At 72.4% G+C, this 23,614-nt stretch carries 18 protein-coding genes; 6 read left to right on the forward strand and 12 right to left on the reverse strand.

Annotated features, from left to right (window positions below; all coding sequences use genetic code 11):
• Positions 1-86: 86 nt before the first annotated feature.
• Positions 87-941 (forward strand): biotin--[acetyl-CoA-carboxylase] ligase, encoded by an 855-nt coding sequence (locus ASG23_RS03930; RefSeq protein ID WP_157465526.1) that lies wholly within the window; start codon positions 87-89, stop codon positions 939-941.
• 14 nt (positions 942-955) lie between these two features.
• Positions 956-2,032, forward strand: coding sequence for an adenylate/guanylate cyclase domain-containing protein (locus ASG23_RS03935; RefSeq protein ID WP_157465508.1), 1,077 nt, complete (start codon positions 956-958; stop codon positions 2,030-2,032).
• Positions 2,033-2,039: 7 nt separating this feature from the next.
• On the opposite strand, the gene ASG23_RS03940 is transcribed toward ASG23_RS03935, so the two are convergent.
• The gene (locus ASG23_RS03940) at positions 2,040-2,780 is read right to left on the reverse strand and encodes an SOS response-associated peptidase (RefSeq protein ID WP_056020274.1); all 741 of its coding nucleotides are present in this window, start codon (positions 2,778-2,780) and stop codon (positions 2,040-2,042) included.
• Positions 2,781-2,878: 98 nt separating this feature from the next.
• Between ASG23_RS03940 and ASG23_RS03945 the strand changes: the two genes are divergently transcribed.
• On the forward strand, positions 2,879-4,183 hold the full coding sequence (locus ASG23_RS03945) for a multidrug effflux MFS transporter (RefSeq protein WP_082515747.1): 1,305 nt from the start codon (positions 2,879-2,881) through the stop codon (positions 4,181-4,183).
• A gap of 28 nt (positions 4,184-4,211) precedes the next feature.
• Here the strand turns inward: ASG23_RS03945 and ASG23_RS03950 are convergent, their stop codons facing one another.
• The 4 genes from ASG23_RS03950 to adhE all read right to left on the reverse strand — a co-directional run bounded on the left by ASG23_RS03950 (position 4,212) and on the right by adhE (position 9,156).
• A complete protein-coding gene (locus ASG23_RS03950; protein ID WP_056020277.1) occupies positions 4,212-5,462 on the reverse strand; it encodes a pyridoxal phosphate-dependent aminotransferase in 1,251 nt (416 codons plus the stop codon).
• Between the two features lie 74 nt (positions 5,463-5,536).
• Positions 5,537-5,665, reverse strand: coding sequence for a hypothetical protein (locus ASG23_RS03955; protein WP_056020280.1), 129 nt, complete (start codon positions 5,663-5,665; stop codon positions 5,537-5,539).
• Between the two features lie 127 nt (positions 5,666-5,792).
• Entirely contained in the window at positions 5,793-6,323 is a 531-nt protein-coding gene (locus ASG23_RS03960) for a hypothetical protein (RefSeq protein ID WP_056020283.1), read from the reverse strand.
• 139 nt (positions 6,324-6,462) lie between these two features.
• Positions 6,463-9,156, reverse strand: coding sequence for a bifunctional acetaldehyde-CoA/alcohol dehydrogenase (adhE, locus tag ASG23_RS03965; RefSeq protein ID WP_056020286.1), 2,694 nt, complete (start codon positions 9,154-9,156; stop codon positions 6,463-6,465).
• Between the two features lie 178 nt (positions 9,157-9,334).
• Here adhE and ASG23_RS03970 point away from each other — a divergent pair, with 178 nt between their 5' ends.
• Complete coding sequence (locus tag ASG23_RS03970; RefSeq protein WP_056020808.1) at positions 9,335-9,604, forward strand: DUF4242 domain-containing protein; 270 nt, start codon at positions 9,335-9,337, stop codon at positions 9,602-9,604.
• 1 nt (position 9,605) lies between these two features.
• Here ASG23_RS03970 and ASG23_RS20785 read toward each other — a convergent pair whose 3' ends face one another.
• A complete protein-coding gene (locus ASG23_RS20785) occupies positions 9,606-12,527 on the reverse strand; it encodes a helix-turn-helix transcriptional regulator (protein ID WP_162242657.1) in 2,922 nt (973 codons plus the stop codon).
• A 155-nt stretch (positions 12,528-12,682) separates the two neighbouring features.
• On the opposite strand from ASG23_RS20785, the gene ASG23_RS03980 reads away from it, so the two are divergent.
• Positions 12,683-14,083, forward strand: a complete 1,401-nt coding sequence (locus tag ASG23_RS03980) for a vanadium-dependent haloperoxidase (protein ID WP_157465509.1) — start codon at positions 12,683-12,685, stop codon at positions 14,081-14,083.
• A gap of 62 nt (positions 14,084-14,145) precedes the next feature.
• Here ASG23_RS03980 and ASG23_RS03985 read toward each other — a convergent pair whose 3' ends face one another.
• From ASG23_RS03985 to ASG23_RS04010, 6 genes are all read right to left on the reverse strand, one after another.
• Positions 14,146-17,154 carry a hypothetical protein gene (locus tag ASG23_RS03985; RefSeq protein WP_056020294.1) on the reverse strand — a complete coding sequence of 1,003 codons (3,009 nt, stop codon included), beginning with the start codon at positions 17,152-17,154 and terminating at the stop codon, positions 14,146-14,148.
• 132 nt (positions 17,155-17,286) lie between these two features.
• Positions 17,287-17,988 (reverse strand): methionine ABC transporter permease, encoded by a 702-nt coding sequence (locus ASG23_RS03990; RefSeq protein ID WP_056020297.1) that lies wholly within the window; start codon positions 17,986-17,988, stop codon positions 17,287-17,289.
• Positions 17,985-19,004, reverse strand: coding sequence for a methionine ABC transporter ATP-binding protein (locus ASG23_RS03995; RefSeq protein ID WP_056020300.1), 1,020 nt, complete (start codon positions 19,002-19,004; stop codon positions 17,985-17,987). Before ASG23_RS03995 ends, ASG23_RS03990 begins: the two co-directional genes overlap by 4 nt.
• Before the next feature lie 67 nt (positions 19,005-19,071).
• Positions 19,072-20,040, reverse strand: a complete 969-nt coding sequence (locus ASG23_RS04000) for a MetQ/NlpA family ABC transporter substrate-binding protein (protein ID WP_056020302.1) — start codon at positions 20,038-20,040, stop codon at positions 19,072-19,074.
• Between the two features lie 473 nt (positions 20,041-20,513).
• A complete protein-coding gene (locus ASG23_RS04005; protein ID WP_056020305.1) occupies positions 20,514-20,918 on the reverse strand; it encodes a hypothetical protein in 405 nt (134 codons plus the stop codon).
• A 136-nt stretch (positions 20,919-21,054) separates the two neighbouring features.
• Positions 21,055-23,139 carry a PhoX family protein gene (locus tag ASG23_RS04010; RefSeq protein ID WP_056020811.1) on the reverse strand — a complete coding sequence of 695 codons (2,085 nt, stop codon included), beginning with the start codon at positions 23,137-23,139 and terminating at the stop codon, positions 21,055-21,057.
• A gap of 162 nt (positions 23,140-23,301) precedes the next feature.
• Here ASG23_RS04010 and ASG23_RS04015 point away from each other — a divergent pair, with 162 nt between their 5' ends.
• Positions 23,302-23,568: a hypothetical protein gene (locus ASG23_RS04015; RefSeq protein WP_056020307.1), complete on the forward strand. Its 267-nt coding sequence runs from the start codon at positions 23,302-23,304 to the stop codon at positions 23,566-23,568.
• Positions 23,569-23,614: the final 46 nt, after the last annotated feature.

The raw sequence follows: 23,614 nt of genomic DNA on the forward strand, positions 1-23,614 counted from the left end.
CATGCACGTGCAGGCGGGTCACGGTGTTGCCCGCGTCGGGGTGTCGGGTTCCCACAAGGACCGCCATCATGGGCGCTGTGCCCTCCATGCCTACGGTGCTGCGCGTCGCCGAGCTCCGCGACCTCCTGCTCGCTCCCGCCGGACCGCTGACCCGCGTCGAGGTCGTCGACGCGACCGCCTCCACCAACAGCGACCTCGCCGATGCCCTGCGCGCCGACCCGAGCTCCTGGCCGGACGCGAGCGTGCTCGTCGCGGAGCACCAGACGGGTGGGCGTGGACGAGCCGGGCGGACGTGGGAGACGCCGGCGGGGACCGCGTTGACCTGCAGCTTCGTCGTGCGCCCGCCGGTCCCGGCCGCGTCGTTCGGCTGGATCGGGCTGCTCACCGGCCTTGCCGCTGTGAACGCCCTGCGGGCCACGGCGGGCGTCCCCGCGACCCTGAAGTGGCCCAACGACCTGCTCGTGCCCGCGGACACCGAGGTCGAGGGCTGGGGGGCGGCGCGCAAGGTGGGGGGGATCCTCGCCGAGGTCGTCGCGCTGCCCGCCGGGCAACCGCCTGCCGTCGTCATCGGCATCGGGATCAACGTGCTGCAGGGCGCCGACGAGCTCCCGGTGCCGAGCGCGACGTCGCTCGCCCTCGCCGGCGCGCAGCACGTCGACCGCGAGGGGATGCTCGTGGCGCTGGTCGCCGCGCAGCTCGAGGTGGCGGAGCGCTGGCGCGAGTCCGGTGGTGACGCCGTCGGTTCCGGGCTGGCCGACGAGGTCGCCGCGGTGTGCAGCACCCTGGGCGCGCGCGTGCGCGTGGAGCTGCCGGGGGACGCGTCGGTGAGCGGTGTGGCGGCGCGGCTCGACGACGACGGCGCCCTCGTGGTCGTCGCCGACGACGGGGTGTCCCACCGCGTGCTCGCGGGTGACGTACGCCACGTCCGCCCGGCCAGGTGAACTACCCTCTTCCCGTGCCGGACGACCGATCGCAGGACCTCCACTTCCTCGAGTCGACGGTGGGGGAGCTCGACGCCGAGCTGCTCGGCGGCCCCCGCACCCTCAGCGCACGCGACCTGGCCGAGCGTGCCGGTATCGACATCGACATCGTCCGCGGCTTCTGGACCACCATGGGCCTGCCGCACGCCGACCCGGACGAGCCGGTGTACACCGAGCGAGACGCCGAGGCCATCGACCGCGCCGCCGCCCTGGTCCGCGAGCACGGGCTGGACCTGCGGACCGTCATCACGGTCACGCGCGCCCTGGGCCACACCTCCGACCGGCTCGCCCTGTGGCAGGTCGAGGCACTGGTGGAGGACATGGCCGGCCGGTACGAGCTCGACGACACCTCGGCCCGGCTGCTCGTCCTCGACCGGCTCGCGTCGCTGGCGCCCGTGCTCGAGGCGCAGCTGGTGCACTCCTACCGGCGCCAGCTCGCCGCCATCGCCGGCCGTTACGCCGGGGAGTTCGGCCAGCTCCGCGGCCCCGGACCGGACCGCTCCGCCCTGCCCCTGGCCCGCGCGGTCGGGTTCGCCGACATGGTCTCCTTCACGCGTCGCACCGCGGGGCTCGGCTCCACCGACCTCTCGCAGTTCGTCCAGCGGTTCGAGGCCGCCGCCCGCGACATCGTGTCCGCCAACGGGGGGCGCGTCGTGAAGACGATCGGCGACGCGATCCTGTTCGTCGCCGACAGCGCCGCCACCGGCGCGCTGATCGCCCTCGACCTCGCGGACACGCTGGGCAAAGAGCTCGACGTCGACCGTGAGACCACCACCGGCGGACTGTTCGAGGGCGCTCGCGGGGTGACTCCCGTGCGGGTCGGGCTCGTGTGGGGGCGGGTACTGTCGCGGTTCGGTGACGTGTTCGGGCCCGACGTGAACCTGGCCGCGCGGCTCACCGACATCGCCGATCCCAGCACCGTGCTCGTCGACGGGGCGACCGCGACGGTCCTGTCGGCCGACGCGCGGTTCGTGCTCGAGCCTCGTCCGGCGCGCCGGCTGGCCGGGATCGGCTCCGTGGCGCCCGTGCGGTTGCGCGCCGCGGGGGCGTAGGCGCGGTCTATGCGGGTGCGACCTCGGGGTCGACCCCGTCCACCAGGGCCGGGCCGTTGTTGGCGACGGTGTTGACGGCCGTGGACACCGGGGTCGCGACGATGTCGGGCGGCGGGGTCTCCAGCAGCTCGCGGGCGCCGTCCGCGCCGACCGCGGGGTCCAGCCAGGCAGCCCAGGCCTCCCGGCGCAGCATCAGGGGCTGGCGGTCGTGGATGTGGGCGAGCTCGTCGGCGGCCGGACGGGTGATGACCGTGGCGCTGACGACCCAGCGCGCGGGGTCGTCGTCGGCCTTCGTCGGGTCCTTCCAGAACTCGTACAGCCCCGCGAGTGCGACCACCTCGCCGTCCGCGGGGTGCAGGTAGAACGGCTGCTTCTTCGTGCTCGGGGACCCGGGCTCCGGCTTCTTCCACTCGTAGTAGCCGTCCGCGGGCAGCAGCGCACGGCGCACGGCGAACGGGCGGGCGAACGCCGACTTCTCCTCGAGGGACTCGACCCGGGCGTTGATCATCCGGTTGCCCACCGAGATGTCCTTCGCCCACGACGGCACCAGTCCCCAGCGGGCCACGCGGAGCTGACGGGTGATCTCCCCGGTCTCCTTGTCCGCGCGTTCCACGACCATGCGGACGCCGTCCGTGGGGGCGACGTTCCAGGACGGGCCGAGGAGGCGGACGTCGTCGGCGACCGTGGCGATGGCGAACTCGTCGGCCAGCGCCTGGTCCTCGCGGAAGGAGGCATATCGACCACACATGGGGTCCACCTTGTCAGGGACCGGTGACATGGGCGGGCGGGGCAGATCACACCACTCTCGGATCGAATCGATTCGTTAATTGTGGGAGACTGCTGTCAATGAGCTCGCGCACCATCCTCCCCTCCGCCCCGACCGGCCCCGCGCCGGCCGCGAGCGTCGCACCCCCCGGCACGTCGGCAGGGACGGACGCCGCACCCGCCCCCCAGTTCCGGCCCAACGCCAAGTACGTGCTGATGCTGGGGCTGATGTGCGCCCTGCCGGCCGTCTCGACCGACATGTACCTGCCGTCGCTGCCGGACGTGGCGCGCGACCTGAACACGTCGGCCACCGCGGCGCAGCTGACCATGACCGCGATGCTCATCGGCGGGGCCGTCGGCCAGCTGGTCATCGGGCCGCTCTCGGACCGGTTCGGGCGACGCAAGCCCGTCCTGATCGGCGTGGTGCTGCACATCGTCACGTCGCTGCTGTGCGCGATCGCACCGGCCATCGTGCCGCTCATCGCGCTGCGCAGCGTGCAGGGCTTCTTCAACGCCTCGGCCACCGTCGTGGCGATGGCGATCATCCGCGACCGGTTCGTCGGCGCCGACGCCTCGCGGCTGATGTCCCGCCTCATGCTCGTGATCGGAGTCGCGCCGCTGTTCGCCCCGTCGCTCGGCGGGGTGATCGCCGGGCAGTGGGGCTGGCGGTCGGTGTTCTTCGCGCTCGCCGTCTTCGGGGTCGTGCTGTGGGTCGTCGTCTGGCGCCGCCTCCCGGAGACGCTGCCGCCGGACCGGCGACGTGCCGGTGGTCTGCGCACCGCCGTCTCCGGCTACCGCTCGCTGCTCAGGGATCGCCACTTCGTCGCGCTGGCCGTCCTGCCGGGCCTCGGCATGGCCGTGCTGATGAGCTACGTCGTCGCGTCGCCGTTCGTGCTCCGCGAGGGCTACGGGCTGTCGTCGGGCGCGTTCTCACTGCTCTTCGCCGTCAACGGCCTCGGACTGGTGCTTGGCGCGCAGATCAATGCGTCCCTCGTCCGTCGGGTCGCACCGATCCGGATCGTGCGCGTGGTCCTGCCGATCTCGCTCGGGCTCACCGGGGTGCTGCTCGCGCTGGCCCTCACCGGCTGGGGCGGCCTCGTGGCGCTGCTCGTGGTGCTGTGGCTGATCCTGATGCTGGTCAACTTCGTCCCGCCGAACGCCTCGGCCCTGGCGCTGACCCGGCACGGCGAGATCGCCGGGACGGCCGCCGCGGTCATCGGGTCGATGCAGGCGGGCGTCGCCGGGCTTGTCAGCCCGCTGTCGGGGCTCCTCGGCGGCGACGCCGTCGCGATGGCGGCAGTGATGGTCGGTGCGTCCGTGGCGGCCCTGCTCGTGCTCGCGCTGGCCACGCCGGCGTACCGCCGCGACGGCGCCTGGGCGGTCTGACCGGCGGGGTCTCGGCGACCCGCCGTGGTCAGCCCCGGTGCAGCCGGTGCAGACCAGCCACGGCCTGCGTCAGCACCTCGTCGCGCTTGACGAACGTGAACCGCACCCACGACCGCAGCGCGCGGTCGACGTCGGAGCCCGCGTGCGTGAACGCGGTGACGGGCACACCCACGACGCCGGCCAGCCCGGGCAGGTCCCGGCACAGCGCGACACCGTCCGTATACCCCAGCGGCGCGGCATCGGCGAGCACGAAGTAGGTGCCCTGCGGTCGGACGACCGTGAAGCCCGCATCCTCGAGGCCCGCGCAGAGCAGGTCACGACGCCGGGACAGCGAGTGCGCCAGCTCGACCACCCAGGCGGCGACGTCGGGGTCCCGCAGCGCGAACGCGACCGCCGGCTGGAACGGTGCCCCGTTGACGTACGTGAGGAACTGCTTGACGGTGCGGACCGCGCTGACCAGCGGCTCCGGTCCGGTGACCCACCCGATCTTCCAGCCGGTGAACGAGAACGTCTTGCCGGCCGAGGAGATGGTGAGCGTCCGCTCGGCCATGCCGGGGAGGGTCGCGATGGGGACATGCACCGACGAACGAGCCCCCGACCCGTCGAGCACCAGGTGCTCGTACACCTCGTCCGTGACGACCAGGGCGTCGTGCTCGACGGCGAGCCGGGCGATCGCGGCGAGCTCGTCGCGGGTCAGCACCGTGCCGGTGGGGTTGTGCGGGGTGTTCACCAGCACCAGCCGGGTCCGGGGGGTGAACGCGGCGGACAGCGCGTGGAGATCGAGGCGGAAGCCGTGGGCGGTAGCGACGAGCGGAGTGGTAGCGACCAGCGGCGCGGTCGTGTGGGTGGCACCCGCCAGGGCGACGACGGCGGCGTAGGAGTCGTAGAAGGGCTCGAGCGTGAGCACCTCGTCGCCCGGTCCGGCGAGCGCCAGGACGGTGGCCGCGAGGGCCTCCGTCGCTCCGGCGGTGACCAGCACCTCCCGGTCGGGGTCCCACGTCAGGCCGTACCGCGACCACTGGTGCTCGGCGACGGCCTCGCGCAGCGCAAGGATTCCCGGGCCGGGCGGGTACTGGTTGGCACCCGCCGCGATCGCGTCCGCGGCGGCCTGAGCGACCGAGGCGGGGCCGTCGACGTCGGGGAAGCCCTGCCCCAGGTTCACCGCCCCCGTGCGGGCGGCGAGCGCCGACATCTCGGCGAACACCGTGGCCCGGGGGACGCCGTCGTCGCCCATCAGCCCGGTGGCACGGGCGACGTCCTGCCAGCGCGGTGGGGTCATGCGACGAGATTAGGGGGTGACATCCGGGGGCGGCGGGATGACCCGTCGGCGACGGGTCGGGAGCGCAGGTGCGCTCAGACCACCAGTCCGGCCGCGGCGGTCAAGCCCGCGACCACGACGAGTGCGAGGGACGCCCAGGCTCCGACGATCCACCACTCCACGTGGTGTCGCCGCAGAACCCGCTGCGCCTGTCGTTCGTCCATGTCTTGAAGATCGGCACAGGGTCGCTCAGGTACAACATCCCGCGCCGACGAGCGCGGAATTCACCCGATCAGCGCGCAACGGATCGCCGTCGAGGCCCTGAGGGGCGACGATCCGTGCCGTCCGGAATCAGCTGCCGGCCGCTGCGCTCTCGAGCTTGTCGCCGAGCGTCGTGAGCTGCTGGGCGAGCTCGTCGAGGGAGTCGGCGGCCTCGCCCGCGGCGTTCGCCTTGGCGGCCTCGAGCTCGGCCCGCGCATCGGCGACCTTGGCCTGTGCGTCGGCCAGCGCCTGCTGCGAGGCGGCGTCGCCCTCGGCCTCAGCCTGCTCGAGCGCGCCCTGCGCGTCGGCGACGGCAGTCTGCGCGTCGGCGACGGCCTTCTCGGCCTCGGCCTTCGCGGCGTCGTCCAGCGACCCGAGCTGCTCCTTGGCGTCGGCGATCTTCTGCTCGGCGGCATCGGCCTCCGCCCTGGCGTCGTCGACCTGCGCCTTGAGGTCGTCGATCGCGCTGCGGGCCTCGCTCGCGGCGTCCTTGGCCTGCTGTGCGGCGTCGTCGATGTCGGCGTCGGAGCAGGCGGCGAGGCCGAGCGCGAGGAGCACGGCGAGGACGGGGGCGCCGGCGCGGGCGAGTCGCGGGCGGATCGGGCTCGTCGGGGCGGGCATGGAGTCCTCCGGGGGTCGGGGTGGGTGCGGGGTGGTCCCACAGTCTGCCCGCGCAGTGGCCGACGCGCCCAGCGGAGACGTGCCGACGCCCCGCCGGCTGGTGCACGGCGGGGCGTCGGGTCGAGCGGCTGTCGCGCGCCTACGGGGTCGTGGAGGGGACCCGGTCGGCCGTGTGCTGCTCGGTGCGGCGGCTGCGGACGTCGGTCAGCGACGTGCCGTAGTAGGCCGCGGTCATCAGGTCCTTCATGTCCTCGATCATCGGCATGCGGGGGTTCGCGGGAGCGCACTGGTCCTCGTAGGCGCCCATCGCGACCTCGTCGAGCCGCGCGAGGAACTCGTGCTCGTCGACGCCCTGCGCGTGGAACGACGCGGGGATGCCGACGCGTGCCCGCAGCGACTCCACCGCCAGCGCGTAGGACTCGACGCCCTCCGCCGGCGTGGACGCCGGGAGCCCGAGCATCGCGGCGAGCTGCTGGAACCGCTCGGGTGCGACGTAGTGCTCGTACTTGGGCCAGCTCGTCAGCTTGGTGGGGACCGTGCCGTTGTACCGGATCACGTGCGGCAGCAGGGTCGCGTTCGTGCGGCCGTGCACCAGGTGGTACGTGGAGCCGACGACGTGGGCCATCGCGTGCACGATGCCGAGGAACGAGTTGCCGAACGCCATCCCGGCGATGGTGCCGGCGTTGTGCATGGTCTCGCGGGCGTCCTGCGTGGCCGGGTCGGTGGGGTCACCGTTCACGGACAGCGCCAGGTTGTCGAAGATCAGGCGCACGGCCTGCATCGCCATGCCGTCCGTGAAGTCGTTGGCGTAGACGCTGACGTACGCCTCGGTGGCGTGGGTCAGGGCGTCGAAGCCGGAGTCGGCCGCCAGCGAGGGCGGCATCTTCGCGGTCAGGACGGGGTCGATGATGGCGACGGACGGCGTGAGCGCGTAGTCGGCCAGCGGGTACTTCTTGCCCGTGTCCGGGTCGGTGATGACCGCGAACGGCGTCACCTCGGCACCCGTGCCCGACGTGGTCGGGATGCACACCAGCTGCGCCAGCTCGCCCAGGACGGGGAACTTGAACGCGCGCTTGCGGACGTCGAAGAACTTCTGCTTGAGGTCGGAGAAGTGGATCTCCGGGTGCTCGTACAGCAGCCACATGACCTTCGCGGCGTCCATCGGCGAGCCGCCGCCCAGGGCGATGATCGTGTCAGGGCGGAAGTGGCGCATCTGCGCGGCGCCCGCCTTGACCGTCTGCACGGACGGCTCGGCCTCGACCTGGTCGATGATCTGCAGCGCGACCTTCGACGAGCGGCGGTTCAGGACGTCGATGATCTTGTCGACGAAGCCGAGGGTCGTCATGGTCGCGTCGGTGACGATGGTGACGCGCTCGACGTCGGGCATGTCGGCGAGGTACCGGATCGCGTTCGGCTCGAAGTACGTCTTGGCCGGCACCTTGAACCACTGGAGGTTGTTGTTCCGGCGGCCGATCCGCTTGATGTTCACCAGGTTCACCGCCGAGACGTTGTTGGACACGGAGTTGTGGCCGTAGGAGCCGCAGCCGAGCGTCAGTGACGGGATGAACGCGTTGTAGATGTCGCCGATGCCGCCCAGCGACGAGGGCGCGTTGGTGATGATCCGCACGGCCTTGACGCGGCTGCCGAACTCCTCGGTCAAAGCGTCGTCGCGCGTGTGGATGGCAGCGGAGTGCCCGAGGCCGTCGAACTCGACCATCTGCTCAGCCAGGCGGATGCCGTGCTCGGTGGAGTCCGCGCGCAGCACCGCGAGGACGGGCGCGAGCTTCTCGCGCGTCAGGGGCTCCTGGGGGCCGACGCCGCTGACCTCGACGAGGATGATCGACGTGTCGTCGGGGACCGAGAACCCGGCCTGCGCCGCGATCCACTGGGGGGTCTGGCCGACGACGGACGCGTTGAGCTTGGCGTCCGCGCAGTTCTTGCCCTCGGCCTTGACGCCGAAGATGAACTGCTCGAGCAGCGCCTTCTCCTTGGCGTTGGCCCGGTAGGCGTGCAGGACCGCGAACTCCGCGAGCGCGGCGTCGTAGATGACGTCGTCGAGGATCACCGCCTGCTCCGACGCGCAGACCATGCCGTTGTCGAACGCCTTGGACAGCACGACGTCGTTGACGGCCCGCTTCAGCTTCGCCGTCTTCTCGATGTAGGCGGGCACGTTGCCCGCACCGACGCCGAGCGCCGGCTTCCCGCACGAGTACGCGGCGCGGACCATCGCGTTGCCGCCGGTGGCCAGGATGAGGGCGACGCCCGGGTGGTTCATCAGCGCGGTGGTCGCGTCGATCGAGGGTGTCTCGACCCACTGGATGCAGTGCTCGGGGGCGCCTGCGGCCACGGCGGCGTCGCGCACCACGCGAGCGGCGGCGACCGAGGACGCCTGCGCGCTCGGGTGGAAGGCGAACACGATCGGGTTGCGCGTCTTGAGCGCGATGAGCGACTTGAAGATCGTCGTCGAGGTCGGGTTGGTCACCGGGGTGACGCCGCAGACGACGCCGACGGGCTCCGCGATCTCGGTGATGCCGGTGAGGTCGTCGCGGGAGACGATCCCCACGGTCTTGAGTGTCGACATCGAGTTGGTCACGTGCTCGCACGCGAAGATGTTCTTCACGGCCTTGTCCTCGAACACACCTCGGCCGGTCTCGTTCACCGCCAGCAGGGCCAGCTCACCGTGCTTGTCCAGCGCGGCGACGGATGCCTTCTTGACCAGGTGGTCGACGTCGTCCTGCGTGAATCGCGCGTATTCGTCCAAGGCCTTGCCGGCCTGGGCGACGAGTTGGTCGATCGCGCTGTCGGTCGTGCTGACTGGCTTGCTGGAGGTCACCGTTCTTCTCCCTGTCGAGGGTGGTCGGGCCCACCTGCGACCCGCTGTTCTCGACGCTACAAAACGGACGGGGGCCGCCGGATGGGCCGAACGTCCCCGACCTCGCCCTTCCGGCCTCCGGCGACCGGTGCCACGATGAGGGCAGCGCCGCGTCAGGCGCGAGACGGTGGGGGGCGCGATGCCGTACTTCGTGATCGAACGCAACTACGCGGTGGACGTCGAACCGCACTTCGGTGCCTTCGACGAGATCAACCGGATCAACGACGCCGAGGGTGTGCGCTGGCTGTACTCGTTCCTCTCGCTCGACAAGCGCAAGACGTTCTGCCTCTACGAGGCGCCGTCCGCCGACGTGGTCCGTCGGGCCGCGGTCGCAGCGGGTCTCCCGGCGGACGTGGTCGTCGAGGTGACCGGGACCGTCACCCCGGACGGAGCGCTGACCAGCTTCTGACTCAGGTGAGCAGGCCGTGGCTGACCGCGTACATCGCCGCCCGCGTCCGGTTCTCGCAGCCCGTCTTGATGCGGATGTTGCGCACGTGGTTGGCGGCGGTGTTCTCGCTGATCACCAGCGTCCCGGCGATCTGCCGGTTGCTGAGGCCCTCGGCGAGCAGGCACAGGACCTCGACCTCGCGGTCGGTCAGCCCGTCGGGGTGCGTGGTGCGCGTCGAGGCGGCCCCGACCGAGTCGAGCCGACGCAGGACGCGCGCCAGGCCGAGGGCTGTGGCCGTGGACCGGGCGCTCCGCTCCAGGGCGCGGACGTCGCAGCCGTCCGGACCGTGCCGGCGGTGGTGCGCGACGTGCGCCGCGAGGGTCTCGGCCCGGTGGACTGGTGCCCCCATAGCGGCGTCCATCTGCTCCGCGACGGCGAACGACCGTTCCGGGTCGCCCCGGCCCAGCAGCGAGTCCAGCTGTCCGAGGTACCGGTCCGCGCTGCCCATGACGGCGACGAGTCCTCCGACGACGAGGTTCATCCCGGTGAACGTCGCGACGGCGGGCCGGAGGCGCGCCGCGACGTCGACGTCCTCCAGCTCGACCGCGGCGTCGCACAGCAGGGCGAGCACCCCCGACCCGGCGACCGTGCTCGCGTACTCGTCCGGCACGAGCCAGGTCAGCACCCGCTGCGCGACGTCGGACATGCCCAGCTCGGTGTACAGGGCGAGCAGACCGGGCGCCCAGGTGCCGTGGACGTCCTCGTCGCCCGTGACGAGGCCACGCACGGACTCGAGACCACCCGTCTCACGGCGCAGCATGAACTGCTGGAAGCTCCACGGTCCGGTCGTCCCCTCCGTCTCGAACGTCGACCCGAGCTCGACGAGGGTCTCGGAGGTACGCGTCGCGTCGGCGAAGCGACCGGTGACGAACTGGCGGGTGAAGTCCACGCTGCCCGCCCAGTAGGCGAAGTAGGGCTGGCGGGTCGCGTCGGCGGTCCGGACGAGGTCGGCGCGCGCGTCGGCGAGCCCGCGGTCGTCCCCGATCACGTACGAGATGAGCGAGCGTTGGAACGCGGCGTGCCCCAGGTGCCAGAGATCGCCCTTCTGCCGGGACAGGTGTGAGACCTCCTGCGCGCGCGCCAGGGTGGTCGGCAGGTCGGCCGGGGTGTGTCCGTGCATGAAGGCCGCCTCCAGCACGCGGACGAGGAGGTCGTCGTCCGCGAGCCGGCGCGCCTGCGCGATGGTCTGCGTGGCCAGCTCGCACGCCTCCTGGTGCCGGTGCTCGTACACGAGGGCGCGGCCGAGGCTCGCGCGTGCGCGGACAGACAGAGCGTCGTCCGGGGTGGCGGGTGTCGCGGATAGCGCGGTCGTCAGCAGCTCGACGGCCCGACCGCTGGGCCTGGAGGAGCGCCAGGTGCTCTCCTCGTACATCACGGCGCCGCGCAGCCGGTGCGGTGACGTCGCGTCGGCCGCCACCGTCTCCGCAAGGTCCCGGGCGGCGGGCAGGTCGCCGGCCAGGACCCAGCAGGCGGCGGCGCGGAGGCGGGCCTCGTCCGCCGTCTCCGGGTCGGGGTCGAGCGCCGCCGCGCGGGCGAAGAGCTGGGCGGCCTCGTCGTGAGCGAGCGCCTCTTCGGCCAGGCGCCCCGCCTCGAGCAGGTAGCGCACGGCCTCGGCGGTGTACCCCAGGACGTGAGCGCGGTCGTAGTGGTGCGCGAGCTGCTGCACACGCGTCGCGCCCCGCGGGCCGGGTTGCTCGAGCGCCTGGGCGACCCGCAGGTGCAGGTGGGTCCGCCTGGCCAGCGGGACCAGGTCGAGCACGACCTGGCGGGCGAGGGTGTGGGGGAACTGGAGCAGACCGTCCGCCCCGGGGCGCAGCTCGAGCAGGTGCCGGTCGGCCGCCGCGTCGACGTGGTCGAGCGCCTGGCCGGCGTCCCAGCGCGACGCCCGCAGCAGCAGGTCGGGGTCGACGACGTCGCCGATCACCGCGGCGACCTCCAGGGTCTCGCGGGCGTCCGGTGGCAGCGTGCGGAGCCTGCTCTCGATCGTGTCCTGGACCGACTGCGGTGCCGGTCCGTCGGCGTGCAGGACCGCTCGGTCGCGGCCCGGTGCCAAGTCCCGGACGAGCTCGCGCAGGAAGAACGGGTTCCCTCCGGTCCGCTCCCTCAGACGGGCCGCGAGCTCCGCTCCTCGACCGTCCGCGGCCCGGCCCTCACGCACCAGGTACTCCTCGATCTCGTCGGTGGCGAAGGGACGAAGGTCGATGCGCCGGACGCTGTCGAGCCGGTACAGGCGGGCGAGACGGTCGACGAGCCCGGCAGAGCGGTCCGGGGCGGTCGTGCGCAGGGTCGCCAGCAGCAGGAGCTCTGTCGTCGAAGTGCTCTCGACGACGTACGAGAGCAGGTCCAGCGCACTCTCGCTCGCCCAGTGCACGTCCTCGAGGAGGAGCACCAGCGGACGGTCCGCAGCGGCTGCCACCAGCGTCTCGACGACGGCGTCGACGATGTCCTGCCGGTAGCCGAGGTCGACGTGCTCGCCGCCACCGTCGACGTCGTCCCCGGACCCCGTCACCGCGTCGAGCATGGCCAGGACGCGGTCGCGGGACAGACGCGACGAGGCCCGGAGCTCGAGCGTGCCGTCGGCGACCGCCGGGCGGAGCGTGGTCATCGGCTGCCCGAACGGCTGGTACGGCGTGCCGAGGTCGGCGACGCAGCTCCCGGCGAGCACGACGGCGCCGGAGCGCTCGAGCCGGCTCGCGGTCTCGGCCAGCAGGCGCGACTTGCCCACCCCCGGCTCGCCTCCGACGAACACGACCTGGCGGTGGCCGCGGGTCGCGGCCGACCAGGCCTCGTCCAGCTGGGCTCGCTCGGTCCGCCGGCCGACGAAGCTGCTGGGTGAGGCCTCGGTCCAGCGGAGCGAGCTGTGCGATGCCGTCCAGGCGGACACGGTCGTCACGCTAGTCCGGTCCGCGCACGCGGGTCGATGGTCACTTCTGACCATCGAACGATCCCCTCGAGGACGGGCAGTTCTGGTCATGTCACGGCGTCGACCGCTGCCTAGCGTCGAGCAGGTCAGCATCGCCGATGTCGAAGGGTCCTGCCATGAACGCCGTCCCCCGGCTGCGAGCTCTCCGCCTCGTCGCCCCCGCACTGCTGCTAGCCCTGGTCGCCTCGCCCGCAGGAGCGGCGCCACCCCCCGAGAACGTCGCGACCACCGGCGGCGGGCCGGGGGCCGTCGTGGAATGGAACGAGATCGCCGGGGACGTGGCGCTCGCGGCGTGCTTGGCGCCGGCCGCGGACCCGCCGCACGAGGCGCGCATGTACGCGATGATGCACCTCGCCGTCCACGACGCCCTGAACACGATCGACCGGCGCTACGAGCGCTACGTGCCGGGACGAGGGACCGAGCCGGACGCCTCACCCGAGGCCGCTGTGGCGGCGGCTGCCCGCGCCGTCCTGGTCGCGGTGGCCGGCCAGGTCCTCGACCCGATCGGCCCCGACTGTGCCGCAGCCGGCGTGGACGTGGCCGAGCAGGCGTACGCGGAGCGGATCGGTGCCGTCCCTGACGGGCGCGCGAAGTCGGCGGGCATCGCGGTCGGCGAGGCGGCAGCGGCGACGATGCTGGCGCTCCGCGCCGACGACGGCGCACCTACGACCCTGCTCGACCCGTCGTACCCCCAGGGCACAGAGCCCGGACAGTGGCGCTTCACGCCCGGCTTCGACGTCGCCGCCCTGCCCGGGTGGGGGCAGGTCCGGCCCTTCCTCATGACGCGCGAGCTGTCCTACCCGCGCGCGTACCGGCCCTACCCGCTGACCAGCCGCCGGTACGCGACGGACGTCGACGAGGTCCAGCGGCTCGGCGGCGACGGGACGACGACACCCAGCGCCCGCACGCCCGAGCAGACCCAGGTGGCGCTCTTCTGGGTGGAGAGCTCACCCCTGCAGTGGAACCGGGTCGCGCGGACGCTGGCGCAGGACGCGCGGCTGGACCTGTGGGAGAGCGCGCGGATGTTCGCGCTGCTCGACGTCGCCCTGTCCGACGCCTACGTCGACGCGTTCCGGGTCAAGTACGAGCTGAAGTTCTGGCGGCCGGTCACGGCCATCCGCGAGGCCGAGACGGACGGCAACCCGGCGACGACCGCGGACCCGACGTGGACGCCGCTCGTGGTGACACCCCCGATCCCGGACCAGTACTCGGGGCACGCGGCCGAGGGCGCAGCCGCCGTCGAGGTGCTCCGGCGCGTGCTCGGCACCGACCGGCTCGCGTTCAGCACGTGCAGCCTGACGCTGTCCGAGGGCCAGCGGTGCGACGACCCGACCCCGGTGCTGCGGTCGTACGAGCGCCTCTCTCAGGCCTCCGCGGAGAACGGGGAGTCGCGGATCCTCGTGGGCTTCCACTTCCGCCACGCGGTCGACGACGGCCTCGCCGCCGGCACGGTGATCGGGAGGGACACCGTGCAGGGAGCGCTTCGCCCGCTCCACCGCGCGCAAGGGCCTCGATGAGGTGACACGAACCCGAGCGCCGCTCCGCCGACCGTGGGGAGCGGCGCTCGGCTGCGCTTCGGTCAGGCGGCAACCATGCGGCGTCGGCCGAGGAGCGTGAGCCCGGTGCCGACCGCCGCGACGACGAGCCCGACGACCGCGAGGACCGTTGCCGACGATGGGGGGATACCGAGGTGGACCGTGATCCCGAGGATCCGGGAGAGCCCCCACGGCAGCAGCGCCATCTGGTCGTTCCACACGGTCAGCGCGCGTTCCAGCCCGACGGCGGCGACGACCCCGGCGACGACCGCGAGGGCGAGCCCGCCGGCGACGAGCGTCGCGCCGAGGGACCGGACGGTGCCCAGCCCGTAGGCGCGCCGGAGCACGAGGGCGACGACGACGAACAGCCAGCAGAACGCCGCGAACGCCACGGTGATGTACGCGGTGCGCGAGGCGGGGTCGGTCCAGAAGCCGAACCAGTAGCGGCCCGGACCGCGGACGACGAGTGCGACCAGCAGGATCGTCGTGCGCAGCAGCACCACGCCGCCGAGGGCCGCCCACAGGTGGAACGGGTCCCGCCCGCGCACCACCCAGCGCAGCACGGCCGCCAGCACGAGCCACGCGCCCAGGGTGGCGACGAGATGAGCCGGCGCCGCGAACCACGTGTAGATGCAGCGGCTGGCCACCAGGACGACCGCGGGCAGTGCCCACACCAGGATCCGGTCGGCGCGCGTCGTCGGGGCGGGCACCTCGCCGAGCCGCCACGGACGGGTGGCCGCGACGACCAGCGCGCGCACCGCCGCCGCGCCGGGGAAGCGCACCGCCGTGAGCCCGAGCACCAGCACGACGAGGACCGCGAGGAGCAGGCCACGGGCCGCCCAGGCCATCGCCGGGTCGCGGTCGGCGCGGTCGCTACCGAGGTCGGCGGCGGTGAAGCTGTACGCGGGGAGGTCGAGGTCGCCCGCGTACCGCTCGACGTGCTCGACACGGGCCGCGCGGTACTCCTGCTCGGCGGACAGCCACTGGTCGTGCGCGGTCGCGCTGCCCGTGTCGAGCCACTGCGCGTGCCGCAGGATCGTCGCGCGGTAGGCGGCGAGCGTGCCCAGCAGGTCGGTCTCGTAGTCGAGGGCGTCGACGAACGACCGGTACAGCTCGGGGGAGTGCCAGGTGTCGGCGGACGTCGCGGCGACCTGCTCGCGCATCCCTGCGGCGACGTCGGCCGCCCCTGTCCCGTCCACGATGGCGGAGTCGATGTCGTCCCGGCTGACCTCGTAGATGCTGTCGAGCGCCGCGGAGTCACCGGTGACGATGTCCCACTCGAAGATCCACATCATCGGCGGCGGCTCGAGGCCGAGGGCCTTGACGGTCTGCTCGGCGAACGGCTGGATGTACAGGCCGCGGGTGATCGCCTCGCGGGACCGCGCGAGCGCCTCGGTGACGGCGGTCGCGGTCGCGGGGTCGGACGACAGCGTCTGCCGCACCCAGTCGCCCGTCACCTGCGACGGCTCCAGGTCGGGGTCCCACGCGAGCCGCGCCGTCCCGTACGTGTTCAGGTCGTACATCTGCCAGAACCCTGTGCGCAGGTACAGCGTCATCGGTCCCGCCCGCAGCGGGCCGCCGTCCTGCGTCCAGTTCCAGACGCCCTCCACCTGCGGGTTCGCCGCCAGGAACTGCCGCAGCGCCTGGGCCTCGTCGGCCACCAGGTCGTTGGGCAGGGCGCCGAACCCCTCGAACTCCCGGCGCGCCTGGAACTCGACGATGCGCCGGTGCGACCCGGTGTCCAGCGTCGGGTTGAGCGGGAGGTGGCTGTAGAAGTCGCCCATCGTGTACTTGGTCGACACGATCAGGTGCGGGTCGTCGATGGCGCCCAGCACGGCCTCGTAGGACTTCGGGTTGGTGTGCAGGTCGCCGACCGCTCCGACGCCCACCGTCCACGTGCGGAAGATGATCTCGCGGTCGTGCGCGCTCGCGGTCTCCAGCAGGGCGCCCAGCATGGCCTGGACCGAGGACGCCGACGTGACCGCCAGCCGCGACGAGAAGTCCCAGCCGGCCTGGTACACCGAGCCGCCCTCACCCACGCGGACCATGAGCCCGTCGACGAACGGCATGCTGTCGAACAACTCGGACAGACCCGCCTGGTACACGGACCACAGCGCAGGGTCGTCGACGTCGAGCCCGCCGACGGTTCGCTCCAGGTACGCCTCGAGCGGCGGGGAGACGGCGAGCATGTCGGTCAGCAGGTAGACGTGCATCCCCATGTCCTGCGCGTAGGCGAACACCGGGCCGAACGCGTCGACCATCGCCTCCGCGCGGGCCACGTGCGGGTCGCCCTCGGGGTAGACCTCGTGCCCGTCACCGACGCCGCTGAACGTCACGTACTCGAGGAACCCGGGGACGACGACGCCGTTGTACCCCTGCCGCAGCGCGTGCTGGACCAGCTGGCGGAACTGCGCGTCGATCTCGTCGACGACGTCCTGGTCGACCCAGGGAGCCTCGGGCAGCACGGCGCCGGCGACGACGTCGGTGTTGAGAGAGTAGTCGGTGCCGGTGGCGAACGCGGCCGGGTCGGCCTCGCGGCCCACCGAGCCCGAGTCGACGAGCCGCAGGCCGAGGCGGGGTTCGACGGTCGCGCCGTCCGCCGGGAGGGGCGCGCCGGAGCGGATCCGGTCGGCGAGCGCGTAGAGGCCGGCTGCCGCACCTGCCGGTTCCGACGCCGCCAGGACGATCCGGCCGTCCGTCGTCACTCGGTAGGCCTCGGCAGAGTCGGCGAACGCGGGCACGAGGCTGACCGTCAGATCGGCGTCGCCCGTCCCGACACCGACGGTCGGCGCGGGAAGCCCCCGAGCGGTCAGGGCATCGCCGACGGCCGAGGCCGCGAGCGCCACCTGCTCACCGGCGGGGACGTCGATGGTGGCGATCGCGGGTGCGGCGACCATCGGGTCCAGGTCGACGGCCGACACCGCCGCTGGCGGGGTGTCGGCGGGCTCGTAGCTCAGCCCGAGGGCCTGACCGACTCCCACGGCGACGAGGGCGCCGAGCGCGAGGACGACGAGGGCCGCGACGAGGGACGGCCAGGCACGTGAGCGGGACACCGGCGCAGTGTAGGAACGATTCCTGAGCCCCTGTGGCGGCAGTCAGGCGGCGGCCGGATCAACCGGATGAACCGGACGTCGCCCGTCACCCGATCGGCCCACCACGCCGGCGCGGGAGCGCGGCACCGGACGTCAGCGGCGCAGCACCTTGCGCGACAGGCGGTTGCCAAGCGCCTGCGCGACCTGCACCAGCAGGATGATGACGATCACCGTGATCCACACGACCGCGTAGTTCCAGCGCTTGTAGCCGTAGTCGAGCGCGAACGCGCCGAGGCCCCCGCCGTCCAGGGTCCCGGCCAGGGCGGACATGTCGACGATCGCGACGAACACGAACGTGAAGCCGAGGATCAGCGGCCCGAGCGCTTCGGGGACGACGAGCGTGGTGACGATGCGCCACCGGCTCGCTCCCGTGGCGCGGGCCGCCTCGATGACCCCCGGATCGATGGCGACGAGGTTCTGCTCGACGATGCGCGAGACGCCGAAGGTCGCCGCGAACGACAGCGGCACGATCATCGCGGTGCTGCCCAGGCGGGTCCCGATGAGGGCCACCGTGAACGGCGCGATGACCATCAGCAGGATGAGGAACGGGATGGGTCGGAAGATGTTGACCAGCAGGTTGGCGACGCCGAACACCGCGCGGTTGGCGAGCAGGCCGCCGCGGCGGGTCGTGTAGAGGGCGAGCCCGAGGGCGAGGCCGAGGATGCCGCCGATGAGCAGGGTCGCCGAGACCATGTAGAGCGTCTCGCCGAGCGCTTCGACGAGCTTGGGCCCGTGGAAGGACCAGTCGAACTCGTTGGCCGTCGGGAGCAGCGCGGGGACTGCGGCGGGGATCATGAGGCCTCCTCGATCGTGGTGACCTCTCGGAGCCGTCCGACGACCGTCTCGACGGCCGCGTCGGGTCCGTCGAGCGCGAGGGTCAGCGAGCCGAACGACTGGTCCTGCAGGGTGCCGATGCCGCCGTAGACGATCTCGAACGTGACGCCCAGCGCCCCGGCGGACGCGAGGATCGCGCCGAGCCGGCTGCCGTCCGCGATCGTGGCGGTGACGATGCGCCCCTCGTGCGTCTGCCGCAGGCGCTCCAGGTTGGCGCCGCGCGGCCGGTCGTGGACAACCGTCGAGACGAACCGTCGGGTGACCTCCGCCTGCGGCTGGGTGAAGATGTCGAACACGGACCCGTGCTCGGCCACGTGCCCGTCCTCCAGGACGGCGACGCGGTCCGCGATGGCGCGGACCACCTCGAGCTCGTGGGTGATGACGACGATCGTGACGCCGAGCTCGGTGTTGACCTTGCGCAGGAGCCGCAGGACGTCCTGCGTGGTCTGCGGGTCCAGCGCGCTCGTCGACTCGTCGGCGAGCAGGATCTTCGGCGACGCCGCGAGCGCACGGGCGATGCCGACGCGCTGCTTCTGCCCGCCGGAGAGCTGGTCGGGGTAGGAGTGCGCGCGGTCGAGCAGCCCGACGAAGTCGAGCAGCTCCGCGATCCGCCGGTCGCGGTCCGCCTTGGGCCAGCCGGCCACCTTGAGCGGGAACGCGACGTTGCCCGCGACGGTCCGCGAGGAGAACAGGTTGAACTGCTGGAAGATCATGCCGATCTCGCGGCGCTTGAGCTCCAGCTGGCGCTCGGTGAGCGTCGCGACGTCGTCGCCGTCGACGAGCAGCTGGCCGGACGTGACGCGCTCGAGCCCGTTGATCAGGCGGACCAGGGTGCTCTTGCCGGCGCCGGAGTAGCCGATGACGCCGAAGATCTCGCCGGCCTCGATGGACAGGTCGACGCCGTCGACGGCCCGGATGGGGCCCGACGGGGACTCGAACACCTTGCTGACGTCGCGGAACTCGATGATGGGGGACACGCACTGCCTCTCAGGGAGTGCGCCCGGGCAGGGACCGGTCGGGGGTGGTCCCTGCCCGAGCGGGGGATCAGCCGGCGGCCTGGAGGTTCGCCTGGGTGTCCTGGAGGACCTGCTGGAGCTTCGCGGCGTCGTAGCCCTCGACGATCACGGCGGTCCCGCCCGACGACTCGACGACCGACTCGGTCACCGACGGGTCGTGGTAGAGCTCCACGATCCGCTGGTAGACGGGGTTGTCGACGTCGTCCGGGCGGGCTGCGATGACGTTGATGTACGGCTGGGCGCCGGCCGACGACGGGTCGTCCGCGTACACGTAGTCGTCGAGGTCGAAGCCCGCGTCGGAGGCGAAGTTGTTGTTCACGATGACCCCGGCGATGTCCGGGTCACCGATCAGCCCGGCGGTCTGCGAGGCCTCGACGGAGCGCACGACCACGGTCGACGCCGCGGTGTCCACGTCGTCGGGCGTCGGGACCTTGGGCTCGCCCGTGAACGCGATCAGCCCGGCGCTCTCCAGCACGAACAGCGCGCGCGCCTGGTTGGTGGCGTCGTTCGGGATGGCGACCTGCTCACCCTTGGTGAACTCGCTGACCTCCTCGTGCTTGTCGGAGTACAGCGGCAGCGGCACGATCAGCGTCGAGCCGACGGGCTGCAGGTCGTCCTCGGTGTTGTTGTTGTGGTCGGCCAGATACAGGATGTGCTGGAACGAGTTGAGGTCGATCTCGCCCTCCGCCAGCGCCGGGTTCGGCTGCGTGTACTCGGAGAACCCGACGATCTCGAGCTCGATGTTCTCCTCGGCGGCGAGGTCCTTGAGGATCTCCCAGTGCGGCTGCGACACGTCGGTCGTGCCGAGGCGGACGACGGTCGGGGCGGTGGAGCCATCACCCGCGGCGTCGTCGGACGAGCCGCGCGTCGCGACGTACGCGACCACGCCGGCGATCACCAGGACCGCGACGACGATCGCGGCGATCAGGCCGGTGCGGCGACCGGAGCTGTTCTTGGGCGGCAGGACGGGGACGGAGCCGGGGACGGAATCGGACATGAGGTCTCCTGGGTTCGGAAGCGTCGATGCGGGGCGGGGTGCGCTCGAGGGATCGAGGCGGGCGCGACGGGTCGCGCGGGGTGCACTGGCCAGGCCCGGGGCCCGGCAGCAGGTCAGTGCTGGCGGGTGGACGGACAGCCGGACGTGACGCACATGACGGCCAGCCCGGTGGGCTCGGCGGTCCAGGTGCGGGTCACGCGGGTGTCCATCGATCGACCTCTCGTCGGTGTCGGCGAGGGCCGACGGCTCCGTGCACCAGAGGGTGGACGGGCTGGGGGCGGCCTCCGGAGCACCGGAGACTACCCACAGCAGTGAAACTGAATCGTTCCGCGAGTGTCAAATCCGTACCACCGCAGACGGGATTTCCGCAGGTCAGGCGCGCCCAAGTCAGGCCAGCGCGTCGAGATACCGCAGGATCAGCCCCTCGCGCAGCGCCTAGGGCGACACCTCGAGCTCCTCGATCCACTGGCTCGTCATCCCGTGGCGCCGGTGTCGTCGCGCCCGGTGATCAGCCCACCGACGGCCAGCGCCATCGCCTCCAGGTCCTGCCGGGCGTGGCGGTGCGCCGCCGACGCGTGCGCCGTCGAACGCAGGCCGTGCGGTTCCTCCACGGCCTCGGCGGTGAGCAGCAGGAGGGTCCGGTCAGCACCCATCGGGACCAGGTGCGCGGCGACGCGGAACTCCAGCTCCTCCCATCGACCCGATCCACCGGCAGCCTCGCCGGCGGTGACGGAGTCGAGGACGACGTCGGTGTGCTCGAAGTGCAGGACCTGGTCCTCGCCCTCCATGGTGAGGCTGGCGGCATCGGCGAGCGCCAGCCAGGCGTCCTCCCTGGCCACGGGGAGCTCGATGCTCGCGGACGTCTCTCTCGGAATCATCGAACAGCCTCCGCGCCTCGGCACCCGTCCCGCCATCATCGGCCGGGCCCGGGCTGCGGTCCACACCCCGACGACGATCGATGCGCGACGAGGCCCCGACCGCCGAGGAGCAGCGGCCGGGCCCCGGGTCGAGCTGTCAGGGCTTCCAGACTTGGATGACGCTCGGTCGCGGCCCGCCCCACCGTCCGCCGTCGAGGGTGCCTGGCGCCACGTAGTCCGGGAACAACGAGTGCTGCTGCGCCCAGGTGCCGTTCTCGCCGGGGTGCTGCACGGCGACGTAGACCATGCCGTCGCCGTCGCGGACCACCGGCCCGCACGTCTCGGACTCGGCGGGCACCGAGAGGAACTGCTGGACGCGGCCGCGCTCGGGGCCCTCGAGCGGCACCTTGAACAGGCCGTCGCAGTACCCGATGACGCCCGGCGCACCGTCGGTGGCGAGCCACATGTTCCCCGCCGAGTCGAACGTGACGTTGTCCGGGCAGGAGATGGGGGAGACCTGGTCGGCCGGGAAGCCCGCGAAGTACGTCGAGGTGTTCGTCGCCGGGTCGCCGCAGAGCAGCAGGATGCTCCAGCCAAAGGTGGTCGCCGCGGCGTCGTCGCCCGCCTCGGTGATCTCGATGACGTGGCCGTCGCGGTTGGCGCTGCGCGGGTTCTGCTCGGTCGCGCCCTCCTTGCCGACCTTGCCGCGGTCGGTGTTGTTGGTGCAGACGACGTAGACCCGGCCGGTGGTGGGGTGCGGCTCGACGTCCTCGCAGCGGTCCATCTTCGTGGCGCCGACCGCGTCCGCGGCGAGCCGCGCGTTGACCACGACCTCGTCGGCGCTGAACCCGGGCACCTGGCTGACCCCGTCGATCATGAGCGGGAGCCACTCCCCGGTGCCGTCGAAGGCCCCGTCCGACGGGAGCGCCCCCGTACCGGTGATCTCCTCGACCGGCGAGTCCCCGGAGAACCGGGCGACGTACAGGCTGCCGGACGCCAGGAGCGTCTTGTTGTGCCGACGGGCGCGCTGGCTCGCACCCGGCCGGTAGGTGTCCGTCGAGACGAACTTGTACAGGTAGTCGAACCGCTCGTCGTCGCCCATGTACGCCACCGCGCGGCCGGTCCGACCGATGACGACGTTGGCGCCCTCGTGCTTGAACCGGCCGAGCGCGGTGTGCTTCACGGGCGGGCTGTGGGGGTCCTGCGGGTCGACCTCGACGATCCACCCGAACCGGTTCGGCTCGTTCTCGTAGCCGGGCGTCCGCGCGTCGAACCGGGGGTCGACGGACTCCCAGCCGCGCGTGGTCGCCTTGTCCGCGAGGCCGTAGCGCAGGTCGGCGGCGCTGGTGCCGGCGGTGCGGAAGTAGCCGTTGAAGTTCTCCTCGCCCGACAGCACCGTGCCCCACGGGGTGGTCCCGCCCGCGCAGTTGCCGAGGGTGCCCCGCGCGGTCGTGCCCGTCGGGTCCTCCACCGTCCGGAGCAATGCCGAGCCGGCGGCCGGGCCGCTGAACGTGAACGGGGTGTTCCCCGTGATCCGCCGGTTGATCGGTGCGCCCACGGCGTACGTCCACGGCGTGCCCTTGCGCCTGCGGTACAGCTGCACGACGGCCATGCCGTGCGCGGCGATCGCGGTCCGCCGCTGCTCGTCGAGCTCCTCGGGCGTGGTGGCCGGGGGGAACATGATGTTCTCGTTCGTGTACTCCTGGTTGGCGACGAGGACGGCGCTGTCGCCGCGCGGTGCCTCGATGATGTCCAGGTAGTCGTTGTTGTAGCCGAACTGGCGCTCCTGCAGCTGCGCGGTCTGCGCGTTCGGGTCGAACGCGTCGCGCGTCGAGAACAGCGGGTCGCCCCAGCGGATGATCGGCGCCCACCGGTACCCCTCCGGCACGACGAGCTGGTCCACGGAGGCGGCCACCGGCGCGATCGGGGTGAACGGGAGCGTGGCTGCGGCCGGTCGACCCCACGCGGCTGCCGGCTGCGCGTCACCCACGGCCGAGCCGATGGCGATCGCCCCGCCGGCCGCGACCGCGCCCCAGAGCACCGACCGTCGCGTCAGGCTCGCGCTCGCGATGTCCCGGAAGTAGGCGTTGTCGCTGGTGTTCGGCACCGGGTGGAAGCACGCGTCGGCGCACTTGAGGTGACAGGTGACCGGGGACCGCTTGCCGGCGGTGTGGCCGGCCATGGGCAGCAGGAGTCGCCGGGACACGCCGCGCACGGCGTCCCGGTCGTCGGTGGTCGTCATGGGGACCACCGTGCCGGTCGAACGGATGCGGCAGAACGGACACCGGATGACGACCGCGTGAACGATGCCGACGCGCCTGTCGCCGCGCTGCCACCTGACGGCCACGGGTCGTTCATCCAGGCCGACCACGATGGGCGTACCACCGTCGTGAAGGAGCCTGCCGTGCGAGTCGAACGTGGTCTGACGCACCTGTCGTCGACCGTGGTCACCGAGCCTGTGTACGTCGTCGAGTTCTGGACCAGCGGCAGCGAGACCGAGCAGTGGCGGGTGCTCGACGCCGAGGATGTCGACGACGTCATGGACTGGGCGCGCCGCCGGCAGATCGGCCGCGTCCTGTCGGTGAGCATCGAGCACCACGACGAGTACGGGACGTCGGTGCTGCGGCTGCTGGGCGAGTCCCGCGCCGGTCGGGCGGTGCGCTCGGCGTGAGTGCAGGCTCGCCGACGGCGAGTCGGTGACTGACGCGCCTGGTCAC

Origin of the sequence: Cellulomonas sp. Leaf395, assembly GCF_001424125.1 — a bacterium.
Lineage (GTDB): Bacteria > Actinomycetota > Actinomycetes > Actinomycetales > Cellulomonadaceae > Cellulomonas.